The sequence below is a fragment of the Massilia niabensis genome (assembly GCF_042655085.1).
In the GTDB taxonomy this organism is placed as follows: Bacteria; Pseudomonadota; Gammaproteobacteria; order Burkholderiales; family Burkholderiaceae_D; genus Telluria; species Telluria niabensis.
This window is the reverse complement of record NZ_JBHSMU010000010.1, coordinates 49,759-59,978: the sequence shown is the minus strand read 5'-3', so window position 1 is coordinate 59,978 and position 10,220 is coordinate 49,759. Positions and strand designations below refer to the sequence as shown.

The 10,220-nt window shown below is 59.0% G+C and carries 12 protein-coding genes and 1 pseudogene; 6 read left to right on the top strand and 7 right to left on the bottom strand.

The window, feature by feature from the left end; genetic code table 11:
* Nucleotides 1-126 (top strand): annotated as a pseudogene (locus ACFPN5_RS11325) (IS30 family transposase); the annotation flags it as partial.
* A gap of 186 nt (nucleotides 127-312) precedes the next feature.
* Entirely contained in the window at nucleotides 313-849 is a 537-nt protein-coding gene (locus ACFPN5_RS11320; RefSeq protein ID WP_379783223.1) for a peptide-methionine (S)-S-oxide reductase, read from the top strand.
* 108 nt (nucleotides 850-957) lie between these two features.
* Here ACFPN5_RS11320 and ACFPN5_RS11315 read toward each other — a convergent pair whose 3' ends face one another.
* On the bottom strand, nucleotides 958-1,953 hold the full coding sequence (locus tag ACFPN5_RS11315; protein WP_379783221.1) for an alpha/beta fold hydrolase: 996 nt from the start codon (nucleotides 1,951-1,953) through the stop codon (nucleotides 958-960).
* Nucleotides 1,954-2,089: 136 nt separating this feature from the next.
* Here ACFPN5_RS11315 and ACFPN5_RS11310 point away from each other — a divergent pair, with 136 nt between their 5' ends.
* Both ACFPN5_RS11310 and ACFPN5_RS11305 read left to right on the top strand, forming a co-directional pair.
* Nucleotides 2,090-2,479 carry an Rrf2 family transcriptional regulator gene (locus ACFPN5_RS11310; RefSeq protein WP_379783219.1) on the top strand — a complete coding sequence of 130 codons (390 nt, stop codon included), beginning with the start codon at nucleotides 2,090-2,092 and terminating at the stop codon, nucleotides 2,477-2,479.
* Between the two features lie 98 nt (nucleotides 2,480-2,577).
* Nucleotides 2,578-3,738: an IS30 family transposase gene (locus ACFPN5_RS11305; protein ID WP_379783217.1), complete on the top strand. Its 1,161-nt coding sequence runs from the start codon at nucleotides 2,578-2,580 to the stop codon at nucleotides 3,736-3,738.
* A 91-nt stretch (nucleotides 3,739-3,829) separates the two neighbouring features.
* Here ACFPN5_RS11305 and ACFPN5_RS11300 read toward each other — a convergent pair whose 3' ends face one another.
* From ACFPN5_RS11300 to ACFPN5_RS11290, 3 genes are all read right to left on the bottom strand, one after another.
* Nucleotides 3,830-4,303, bottom strand: coding sequence for a hypothetical protein (locus ACFPN5_RS11300; RefSeq protein ID WP_379783215.1), 474 nt, complete (start codon nucleotides 4,301-4,303; stop codon nucleotides 3,830-3,832).
* Between the two features lie 362 nt (nucleotides 4,304-4,665).
* Nucleotides 4,666-5,142 carry a hypothetical protein gene (locus ACFPN5_RS11295; protein ID WP_379783213.1) on the bottom strand — a complete coding sequence of 159 codons (477 nt, stop codon included), beginning with the start codon at nucleotides 5,140-5,142 and terminating at the stop codon, nucleotides 4,666-4,668.
* A 990-nt stretch (nucleotides 5,143-6,132) separates the two neighbouring features.
* Nucleotides 6,133-6,528, bottom strand: a complete 396-nt coding sequence (locus tag ACFPN5_RS11290; RefSeq protein WP_379783211.1) for a helix-turn-helix domain-containing protein — start codon at nucleotides 6,526-6,528, stop codon at nucleotides 6,133-6,135.
* An 80-nt stretch (nucleotides 6,529-6,608) separates the two neighbouring features.
* Between ACFPN5_RS11290 and ACFPN5_RS11285 the strand changes: the two genes are divergently transcribed.
* Both ACFPN5_RS11285 and ACFPN5_RS11280 read left to right on the top strand, forming a co-directional pair.
* Nucleotides 6,609-7,085 carry a DUF2938 domain-containing protein gene (locus ACFPN5_RS11285; RefSeq protein WP_379783209.1) on the top strand — a complete coding sequence of 159 codons (477 nt, stop codon included), beginning with the start codon at nucleotides 6,609-6,611 and terminating at the stop codon, nucleotides 7,083-7,085.
* A 24-nt stretch (nucleotides 7,086-7,109) separates the two neighbouring features.
* The gene (locus tag ACFPN5_RS11280; protein WP_379783207.1) at nucleotides 7,110-7,340 is read left to right on the top strand and encodes a DUF2798 domain-containing protein; all 231 of its coding nucleotides are present in this window, start codon (nucleotides 7,110-7,112) and stop codon (nucleotides 7,338-7,340) included.
* Nucleotides 7,341-7,542: 202 nt separating this feature from the next.
* On the opposite strand, the gene ACFPN5_RS11275 is transcribed toward ACFPN5_RS11280, so the two are convergent.
* The 3 genes from ACFPN5_RS11275 to ACFPN5_RS11265 all read right to left on the bottom strand — a co-directional run bounded on the left by ACFPN5_RS11275 (nucleotide 7,543) and on the right by ACFPN5_RS11265 (nucleotide 10,184).
* Complete coding sequence (locus ACFPN5_RS11275; RefSeq protein WP_379783205.1) at nucleotides 7,543-7,803, bottom strand: TfoX/Sxy family protein; 261 nt, start codon at nucleotides 7,801-7,803, stop codon at nucleotides 7,543-7,545.
* A 157-nt stretch (nucleotides 7,804-7,960) separates the two neighbouring features.
* Complete coding sequence (eutC, locus tag ACFPN5_RS11270) at nucleotides 7,961-8,782, bottom strand: ethanolamine ammonia-lyase subunit EutC (RefSeq protein ID WP_379783203.1); 822 nt, start codon at nucleotides 8,780-8,782, stop codon at nucleotides 7,961-7,963.
* Nucleotides 8,783-8,792: 10 nt separating this feature from the next.
* Nucleotides 8,793-10,184 carry an ethanolamine ammonia-lyase subunit EutB gene (locus ACFPN5_RS11265; protein ID WP_379783201.1) on the bottom strand — a complete coding sequence of 464 codons (1,392 nt, stop codon included), beginning with the start codon at nucleotides 10,182-10,184 and terminating at the stop codon, nucleotides 8,793-8,795.
* Nucleotides 10,185-10,220 lie beyond the last annotated feature (36 nt).

Below are 10,220 nucleotides of genomic sequence, written 5' to 3'. Positions count from 1 at the left end.
CTCTCGGCGTATCCTCAGGAGAAGCTCGATGAAGTGGCCAGGCAATTGAACGAGCGGCCCCGGAAGACACTTAACTACGAAACACCTGCGCAACGATTTCATGCATGTGTTGCGTCGACCGATTGAATGCGCAGCCAAGAGCGGACGTAAGGACTGCCGTTCATCTAGGAGTGTCATGCATATGGTGCAAGAACGATTAGAGCAATTCTGTTCCGAACTGCCTGGTCTGAAGATCATCGATAGCGGAGCCGTGTCCCACGTTCAGCTATCTGGAACGCTCCACCCGCACGAAGGGGAAGCGAGGGTGCCGTCATGACCCATGCAACTTCGCAAGGTGAATCGTTGATGTCTGCTGAGGTGCAGAGAATCGGCTTTGGTGGAGGCTGCCATTGGTGCACTGAAGCCGTGTTCGCTGCTCTTCGCGGCGTTATCCGCGTGGAGCAGGGGTTCATCCGGGCCGACGCGCCCGACGACAATTTCTCCGAAGCCGTGCTGCTCACCTTTCAACCAGACAAAATCTCGCTTGGTTCCTTAATCGAGATCCATTTGCGGACGCATTCAAGCACGTCGAACCACTCCATGCGGCGGAAGTATCGCAGCGCGGTTTATGTGATGGACGAGGCCCAGGCCGAGGCTGCACGGCGCGTCCTGATAGAAGTCGGGCCAGGATTCGATGCGCCTCTTGTCACCCGAATCCTGCCCTTTCGAACTTTCAAAGCATCGGATGAGCGCTTTCAGCGCTATTCTGAAAAGAATGCCGGCGGCCCGTTTTGCACCACCTATATCGACCCGAAGCTGGCGCTACTTAGAAAGGAATTCGGCGGTTTACTGAGGTCGGCAGGTGAGTAGCCGCGGAATCCTGACGCGTGCGAACTTCGGAGATCGGCCAGAAGCGGACGTTCGCCGTCAGACTTGTAGAGACGATTTAGCGTCCTACGTCCTGATAGAAGTGCGATCCTAGGCCAGTGCATGTGTACTGTCATCCAACGTCGACATAAAGGACAGGATCAACGAATTGACCGCATCAGCGCGCTCCTGCTGTATCCAGTGTCCTGCACCGTCGATGGTGAGGCAGCGGCGCAGACGCGGAGCTAGCTTGGACATGTCAGCAATGATGTGATCCATTCCGGGGATCGACAGTCCGACATCGCGTGAGCCAATGGCGAAAAGCGCCGGCACTTCGACACGCACGCCTTCTAAACTTGCTTGCAGCTGCCAGTTACGATCCAGGTTGCGATAGTAGTTAAGCCCACCACGGAAGCCGCTACGCGCGAAAGCAGCGGCGTACGCGTTAAAGTCGGCACTGGACAGCCATGCGGGCAGCAGAACTGGCTCAGGAAGGTCTTGCAGCATTCCGTGTTCGGGCACAACCATCCCGAAAGGATTGGGCGTACCGTCTCCCGCTTGGCGCGGTCCTGCCTCGCCCGATGCCGCATGGTAAATCCTGCGCAACGTGGTTGGCACGTCGCGTTCGAGTTCCCGCTCGGCTAGCCCAGGTTCCTGGAAATACAGGGTGTAGAACAGCGCCTCTTTCGTGCGTGGGAACATCTGTGTAGGAGGCACAGGCGAACGAGCCATCAAAGGCACGCCAAATGCGACGACGCCGCGGATGCGGTCTGGGCGCATGAGTGACATTTGCCATGCGACCGAGGCGCCCCAATCGTTGCCCACGATTACGGTACGTTGGATCGAGAGGGCATCCATCAGGCCGACCAAGTCGCCAACAAGATGAAATATCGTGTACAAGTCGCTTGATTCCGGGCAGGACGACTCCCCATAACCACGCAGGTCTGGAGCAATGACGCGGAAGCCAGCTGCAGCGAGCGCGGGCATTTGCTTGTGCCATGATTTTGACGTTTCGGGAAAGCCATGGCAAAGCAGTATCGCTGGGCCTTCGCCAGCTTCGAGATACGAGAGCGTAATACCGTTCACGTCAACTGACTTGCGTTGCATATCATCCTCCTGACTTAGAATGCGTAACATCATATGTTGCGCATTTCAGGCGGTCAAGTGGCGTAACATATAGTGTTACGGATTCTTAAAACAACAATGCGAGGTAGGAATGAGACACGACGGTAGGCTCTCGCGCATGCTTCATGTGCTGATACATATGGACAAACGGGGCGGCAAGACTACTTCCGAGACGATTGCCCTGATGCTGGGCACGAACCCTGTCGTTGTTCGTCGCACCATGGCGCCGTTGAAGCAGGCCGGACTCGTGACTTCTGATGGGGGTGCAGGTGGCGGGTGGTCCCTTGCCCGTGCTATCAACGGTGTGACCGTCCGGGAGGTCTATGAAGCGCTCGGCTCGCCTTCCGCATTAGCGATCAACGTGGCAGTCGACCATAAGACCTGTCCGGTAGAGCAAGCAGTAGTAGCCAAATTGGGCGCCGTATTCCAAGATACAGAGAAATTTATGCTTGAGCGGATGCGAGATGTGACACTTGGAACACTCGCCGAGGATGCCGACCAGATTTAAGCCAGGCCAATTGCAGGTAACGGAAACGGAATGTCGGCTTTGGGTCGTGGATTCAACTGGTGAACGCAACACTCTAAGCCTTATGGAGGAGTGTTCCCATGAAACAGCGACCTCGAATTTACTACACAGACAGTCAAAAGGCGCTCATGTGGGAGCGACGGCGCCAAGGCGATTCTCTGCAAAAGATTGCCCAGCTGTTCAACCGTAATCACTCGTCTGTTATCCAGATTCTGGCGGAAACAGGTGGCATCCGTCCAGCCCAAAGATGCCACTCTCGACTAGCGCTAACGCTCGCTGAACGCGAAGAAATATCACGGGCAGTAGTGGCTGGCCAATCGATTCGCTCCATTGCTGCCGCTCTCGGACGGGCTCCGTCCACAGTCAGTCGGGAGGTCAGACGAAATGGCGGCCTGGAAGCTTACCGGGCAACCCGGGCCGACCAGTGTGCCTGGGATCGGGCGCGACGTCCCAAGCCGTGTAAGCTCGTGGTGAATCCGAAGCTGGCCGACATCGTAGCTGGCAAACTGCAGTTCCAATGGTCGCCGGAGCAAATCGCTGGTTGGCTAAAGCAGGCATACACGGGTAATAAGGACTTTCATGTGTCGCACGAAACGATCTATCGTAGCCTGTATATCCAGGCCCGAGGCGCTTTGAAAAAGGAATTACTCGAGCACTTGCGGCGCAGCCGAAACATGCGCCGATCTCGCCATCACACACAAAAGACCGACGACCACGGCAGGATTAATGGGACGGTATCGATCAGCGAACGTCCTGCCACTGCTGAGGATCGAGCAGTACCCGGGCACTGGGAAGGTGACCTTCTCTTTGGTAGCCACAACAGCCAGATTGCCACCTTAGTCGAGCGCCAGACACGTTACGTCATGCTTGTGAAAACTGCTGGCAAAGACACCGCGTCGGTCGTTGATGCACTCATCTTGAATGCACGAAAGCTGCCACAGGAGCTCTATAAATCACTGACATGGGACCGCGGAAAGGAAATGGCTGACCACAAGCGCTTTACTTTGGATACCCATATCCAAGTATATTTTTGCGATCCTCATCAGCCTTGGCAACGTGGCTCGAACGAAAACACCAACGGACTCTTGAGGCAGTATTTTCCAAAAGGTCTGGACCTCTCAACGTACTCGCAGGAGAATCTGGACGACGTAGCCAGGCTGCTGAACGAGCGCCCACGGAAAACTCTCAACTACCAAACACCCGCGCAGCGATTTCATGAATGTGTTGCGTCGACCGGTTGAATGCGCAGTCAAAAGCGGACGCTACAATAGTTTCGCCATCGGCCAGGAGCGAATTTATGATGCTTGATATGTCAATGACGAAATGCAAATATCAGATGGGTTTAGCAAGAGCCTTCTTATACAAGTATTTTTGCGCATCATTCCAGAAGCGGACGAACTCTGTGCAACTGGCTTCGTTATCGTCATCTTCGACGGGAACCTTGCATGGAGCAGGTTGATCAGCGTAATCAGGAATAGTCCCTCTGATCAGCCGCCCTTTTTTGAAACTTGCTATCGAAAAGGGCTTTGCCGGCCCGTGTTCAAGCATCCACGCATATGCACAGCCAGAGTAGCCCGCCGGTATGGTGGCCGGGTAGAGCACGAATCCTGGCAGAATTGCGCCAGGTTCGGCAATGATTTTTCCGTCTGCCGGCATCGGAATGAAAGGACAATTTGGCACAGGTGAATTGTTTTGATCAGCGTGGGCGTTGCCGTGCACCAGGATGATTCCCACGCACGCAATAAGTAACCAAGCTCCCATCACTTTAGACATAACTAAATACCTCAAGCTGGGCAATTTCTGCATGTTTGCCTCTTAATCCCATCATGATTAGGAGTTCGGATGTGATCCGCGCCGACGAATGCCATCGTTAACGATACCGAGCCAGAAGGCGAGATTCCGTGATGGTCCACTAGATATGCGACAGGCAAACCGCCGGCCACAAAGGTGCACCCCTGAACGCAGTCCATGCTTGCTGGTATCAGCGCGACGACCTCGCGCGGCACAAGGCTAGAGAGCAACGTTGCCGTCATACCTGCAAAAAAGTGCAAGGAAATCTTCTTCATGGGGGTTGCGCTCATCGATAAATGAGGCGGGTTCTAAAAAGGCAGCTTCTGGCCGAATGCTCCCGGCCGCGACCGATGGATCCGGCTACTCATGTCCGGCGATTATTCGCTCCAGCGATTCTTCAATGCCACGTACCTTCGAAAGTCATTCATCTGACGCTCCGGAATCAGGCCCTTTGCAAAGGCTGCTTCTACTCGGCTTCTATAGGTTTCTGTGAATTCCCTTGAGCTATGCTGAATCACGAGAAATGCCACCTCAAGGTTACTGCCTATAAAGGGTCCGTCTTGAGGCCAACCGCATGCTGCAACGATCGTGTCGAGCTGCGCCTGGTTCTCTACGTCCTGTGCTAAAAGTCGATGGCGCAACTCCATTTGACGGTCTTGACCTGCTACGTTGAACTCTGCAGCTGCAATGGGCCCGCGCAGTTTCTGATCCTTTACGAAGAGGTCGCGATAGAAGGACTTCTGGGCTTCGGCCGAACAAGATTCCAGCGCTGTTTGGGCATAGGGGAGATTACCACTGCCAGCAAGCAGGGCGATGCTGATCAGAATTGCAATATTTTTCTGCGTTCTCATCATTGAATTGTAATCTTTGCTTGCGCCCAAAAGCGGCCGGCGTTTAGCGACGCACGACCTGCGCGCGAAGCATCATTAAGCTCGTTGCGCAAGCATCCGAATCGACACCCATGGCTTGGCGTTTCAGTTCGCGTTTGGACCCTTTTCTTTTTTGAACCTAGGGCATCAATAGTACGTCCGCTTCTGGCCGAGGCTGTGTAAAAACGCCAGATCCGAATGTGTTCAGGGATCTTTTTACCATTCCAGACCTTGAGAAAGCGCCGTAGCGACTGTTGTGAGAGGTCGAGTGTTGCGAGCGTGCCGTTCGTTTCGCGTTTTTACACAGCCTGGGCCGTTTGCGGACGTTATAAGGCCATCAGTCTGCCGAAATTGTTGCTTTATGGGGAAGTTTGGCGTGCCTGAGAGAGGCGAACTGACCTCGACTTCCGGCCCGAAGCGGACGCAAGCTGAACAATGGGGCGCTCAAGGATTCCGACGCTGGTGTTGGGTTCACAAATTTGCCTCCTAGACAGCGCGCCCCTACCGTGTGCTCCGCATCCCATGCTGTTTCACAGCCAAGCTCAGTCAGCGTTCCACCACCAATCTGGGTGACGACAAGAAAGATGAGTTTCACATGCTTCCATCCTTCCTTCAGCAAGGCGATATTCGGAAACGGATGCCGACGGTATCGAATTCGCCTCGCCGATGTCCGTCCAGACACATGTCCGGAATGTTCAAACACTGCCTGCGTGACGATGGGAAGCCATCCAGGTAGAAGACCGGGTATCGCGCATGCGGCCGTTAATGCAGCAGGGCCGGGGGCCTTAGGCGGGCCAAAGCTGCAGGCGGTACCAACCGTTGCCCCAGCCCGTCAGGTGACATAGAGTCAAGGCCCTTCAAGCTGACGCGAACGCGATAGGAGCCCGAAGGATAATCCTGGACGCAGCGACTTCGAGCGGTTGCATCAGCGTGCGCGGCTGCGCCGCTGGCAGGGGAGTCGATGCGCCAGGACGGTCATCTATCGAGTCTGGCAGCGCCCTTCAGCCCCAGCAGGCGCTGGAAGGTGGGACATTCCATGTGAGTCGGCGCCGGACAGGCGGCAGCGTGGCGCAACCCGTCGCGCATGGCGGTAAGCTTGTGGATGGTGACATCGAGTTCATCCGCTTTGCTGCTGAGCATGCCGCGGTCTATCTGCGGGCCACCATCGGGCCCGAACATCGTTGCAATCTCGTCCAATGAAAAACCGGCGGTACGGCCCAGCCTGATCAGGGCCAGCCGCTGCAGTACATCATTGCCGAACAACCGGCGCAGGCCCCGTCTTCCAACCGAACTGATCAAACCCTTCTCCTCATAAAACCGCAGTGCCGAGGTCGATATTCCGGAACGCCGCGCCACTTCCCCAATGTCCATGATATTTCCCTTGACTTCAAGTTGACTTGAAGTCGTACGCTACCAGTACTGCATGACAAACGCAAACCGGTGGGGAGATCATGGAACTGACATTCGCAGTACTCGTCATGGGTGTGGGCGCCACTTGGACAGTCGACGTATGGGCCGTTGTCCGCCAACTGTTGCTTGGCGTGCCCCGGCCGAACTATGGACACCTTGGGCGCTGGCTGGGGCACATGACGCGGGGCCGGTTCCTGCACAAGTCGATCGCTGCGGCTGCGCGGTATCCGGGTGAGGCGGTGATCGGCTGGATTGCCCACTATCTGATCGGGATCGTGTTTGCCGCGCTACTGCTGGCCGTCACGGGCCCAGGCTGGCTGGCCCAACCCACCATCGGTCCGGCTCTGTTGTTTGGCATCAGCACTGTGCTGGCGCCGTTTCTCTTGATGCAGCCTGGAATGGGGGCCGGCATCGCGGCCGCGAGGGCGCCGCGCCCGGCCTTTACGCGCTTGCAAAGCGTCTTCACCCATGCAGTGTTCGGCCTTGGACTGTATGCCAGCGCCTGGCTAACACATTAATCATTTTCAACCAGGAGAGTCACCATGCAAATTCAGGCCCGCTTCGCACCAATTCTCTTCAGCGCCATCTTGTCGGCAATCATGGTCAGTATCGTCTCGGCGTTCGTACTGCTTAATACACAGGGCCTGCACCCCGGACTTCCCGGGCAGTGGGTGCGCAGTTGTCTAACCACCTGGCCGGTTGCGTTTCCCACTGTCGCGATCGTCGCGCCCCTCGTGCGCAAGCTGGTTGCCAGGCTCACCATGCAAGTCTAGCTACCTACGGAGCTAGCCAGGCATGGCCCGCAAGCATGCCGATGAGCGCCAGAGCGACCGCCGGCAGCAGACATGCAATCCATCGTGCACCTCTGCACTAATCCGATTTCTCGACGCTTGGAACGGCCCCCTTCTGGCCGTTCTCGGCCGATCATTGTATGGAAGCTGTCCGCCCATTCGGGACGTTCGGGTAAACCACCAGTTAACCCATGTGTTCAGCCTGATCCAAAGCGATCAGCAGGCGCGTTCTCTCGATTCTCGCAACATCTTTCCAATGTCGGCCCGTAAGAGCGCCTTCCAGAGCCCATAAGAGGTTCAGGCTCGCAGGCTGACCTGTCCGTTTCACGGCAATAAACGCCTGAACAGAACCCGCTATCCGTAGCTCTTTTTCTGTAGTAATACCTGCACGGGCGAGCATATAAGCGGATTTCGGTCCAAGGCCCGCCATGTCCTCTATTCGCATTGTTCAGTTGCTCGATCAAAAAGGTTCATCGCAGCCGGTCGGCACGGGAGCGGCCGCTCCTGGTCGACAGACCGGCAAATCACATTGAATCGGCCTTCCTTTGGCTTGCCTGCTCGCTCATCTGTTGGAGGTAGGTCGAGAGGTCTTGTCGGGCGTTCTAAAGCAGGAACGCGCGCCCGCCAGCAGGCGCGAGCGCGCCGACACCTATCGTCTCGTCCTTGAGATGGATGCCGGTCAGCCGCCGCCTGCGCGCCTCGGCCAGCAAGTAATGCAGCTTGCCCGCCGCGGCGTCGATGGACAGCCCGGCCGGCCGGACGTTCGAGATGCAGTTGCGGCGCTCGTCGGTCAGGCCCACGCGCGGCGCCCAGGTGATGTACAGGCCCATGCTGTCGGGTGAGCTCAGGCCCGGCCGCTCGCCGATCAGGACCACAACGACCTGCGCACCGAGCAGTTCGCCGACCTCGTCGCCGATCGCCACACGGCCCTGCTCGACAATGGCCAGGGGCGCGAGCGTCCATGCCTCGGCCGACAGCCGTTCGCGCAGCGCCTGCAGCAAGGGGGTGGCGTTCTGCTCGATGCCGAGCGCGCTTAGGCCATCCGCGACGACGATCGACAGGTCGTATCCCCTTTCGCCGCCGCGGTCGGCGCGGAGCCGCGCGCGCGAAGCGTCATCGAGCCTGCGGCCGAGATCGGGACGTTGCAGGTAGACGTTGCGGTCCGCCGCCGCGCTGTGCAGCAGCAGGGGGGAAGGTACCTCCGGCCACGCCGCCCCGAGCGCGCGCGCGAGGCTGGCGGTATCCAGGGCCTGGTGCACGGCGTCGCGCGCCCGGGCGTGGGCCAGCTGGAAGTCGAGCTGGGCGCTCGTGCGCTGGCTGACCCCGCTGTGCCCGAGCGCGATGCGGGCGGCGGTGAACTGGCGCAAGGCCTGCCAGGGGTCGGCATTTGAATCAGGATCAAGTTCGGTCGTGATGTCCGCCATGTTGTCTCCTTCAGGGAAGCTGGAGCAGCGCGCGCTGGAACGGCGCCGGCACCGCGCCGCCCAGCGTCGCCCGCGCGTTGTCCGTAAAAATACCCAGGCCGCGCAGCCAGGCGTGGAATTCCGGCGCCGGCTGCAGGCCGAGCGCACGCCGCGCATACAGGGCGTCGTGGAAGGACGTGGTCTGGTAGTTCAGCATGATGTCGTCCGCGCCGGGCACGCCCATCACGAAGGTGCAGCCGGCGGCGCCCAGCATCGTCAGCAGCACGTCCATGTCGTCCTGGTCGGCTTCGGCATGGTTGGTGTAGCACACGTCGACCCCCATCGGCAGGCCGAGCAGCTTGGCGCAGAAGTGGTCTTCCAGGCCGGCGCGAATGATCTGCTTGCCGTCGTACAGGTATTCCGGCCCCATGAAGCCGACCACGGAATTGACCAGCAGCGGTTGATAGGCGCGGGCCACCGCATAGGCCCGCGCTTCAGCTGTCTGCTGGTCGAGGCCGTGATGCGCATTGCTTGACAACGCGCTGCCCTGGCCGGTCTCGAAGTACATGACATTGTCGCCCAGCGTGCCGCGCCCGAGCGACAGGGCAGCCGCCCGTGCTTCACCCAGCTGGGCCAGGTCGATGCCGAAGCTGGCGTTTGCGGCCTGGGTGCCGGCTATCGACTGGAATACGAGGTCGACCGGCGCGCCGCGTTCGATGGCGGCCATCGTATTCGTGACATGGGTCAGCACGCACGACTGGGTCGGGATCGCGTAGCGGCTGATGATATCGTCCAGCATCGTGACCAGCTTGATCACCTGCGCCACGTTGTCGGTGGCCGGGTTGATGCCGATGACGGCGTCGCCGCTGCCGTACATCAGGCCGTCGAACAAACTCGCCGCGATGCCGGACGCGTCGTCCAGCGGGTGGTTCGGCTGCAGGCGGGTCGACAGCGTGCCGGGCAGGCCGATGGTGCCCCGGAAACGCGTGAGGACGCGGCACTTGCGGGCGACGAGCACCATGTCCTGGATGCGCATGATCTTCGAGACGGCGGCCGCCATCTCCGGCGTGATGCCGGGGGCGATCCGGGACAGCATAGCGTCGTCGGCCGCGTCGCCGAGCAGCCAGTCGCGCAGGCCGCCGACGGTCAGGTGTCGGATGGGGGCGAAGGCCGCCGCATCGTGGCTGTCCATGATCAGGCGGGTGACCTCGTCCAGCTCGTAGGGCACCACGGCCTCGTTCAGGAAGGTCGTCAGCGGCAGGTCGGCCAGCGCCATCTGCGCCGCGACCCGTTCCTCGGCGCTGCCGGCCGCGACACCTGCCAGGTAGTCGCCGGAGCGCGCGGGGGAGGCTTTGGCCAGCAGCTCGCGCAGGCTGGTGAAGGTATGGGTGCGACTGCCGACAAGGTGGGTGATCTGGCTCATGGCGTGCTCCTGGTTCGCCGCTCATCTTGCCACATT

Excerpts from the sequence above, each read along its gene's own strand:
- ACFPN5_RS11275 (WP_379783205.1), bottom strand. The coding sequence starts at position 7,803 with ATGCGAATAGAGGACATGGCGGGCCTTGGACCGAAATCCGCTTATATG.
- ACFPN5_RS11300 (WP_379783215.1), bottom strand. The coding sequence starts at position 4,303 with ATGCAGAAATTGCCCAGCTTGAGGTATTTAGTTATGTCTAAAGTGATG.
- ACFPN5_RS11320 (WP_379783223.1), top strand. The coding sequence starts at position 313 with ATGACCCATGCAACTTCGCAAGGTGAATCGTTGATGTCTGCTGAGGTG.
- ACFPN5_RS11315 (WP_379783221.1), bottom strand. The coding sequence starts at position 1,953 with ATGCAACGCAAGTCAGTTGACGTGAACGGTATTACGCTCTCGTATCTC.
- ACFPN5_RS11280 (WP_379783207.1), top strand. The coding sequence starts at position 7,110 with ATGCAAATTCAGGCCCGCTTCGCACCAATTCTCTTCAGCGCCATCTTG.
- ACFPN5_RS11290 (WP_379783211.1), bottom strand. The coding sequence starts at position 6,528 with ATGGACATTGGGGAAGTGGCGCGGCGTTCCGGAATATCGACCTCGGCA.
- ACFPN5_RS11265 (WP_379783201.1), bottom strand. The coding sequence starts at position 10,184 with ATGAGCCAGATCACCCACCTTGTCGGCAGTCGCACCCATACCTTCACC.
- ACFPN5_RS11295 (WP_379783213.1), bottom strand. The coding sequence starts at position 5,142 with ATGATGAGAACGCAGAAAAATATTGCAATTCTGATCAGCATCGCCCTG.
- eutC (WP_379783203.1), bottom strand. The coding sequence starts at position 8,782 with ATGGCGGACATCACGACCGAACTTGATCCTGATTCAAATGCCGACCCC.
- ACFPN5_RS11285 (WP_379783209.1), top strand. The coding sequence starts at position 6,609 with ATGGAACTGACATTCGCAGTACTCGTCATGGGTGTGGGCGCCACTTGG.
- ACFPN5_RS11305 (WP_379783217.1), top strand. The coding sequence starts at position 2,578 with ATGAAACAGCGACCTCGAATTTACTACACAGACAGTCAAAAGGCGCTC.
- ACFPN5_RS11310 (WP_379783219.1), top strand. The coding sequence starts at position 2,090 with ATGCTTCATGTGCTGATACATATGGACAAACGGGGCGGCAAGACTACT.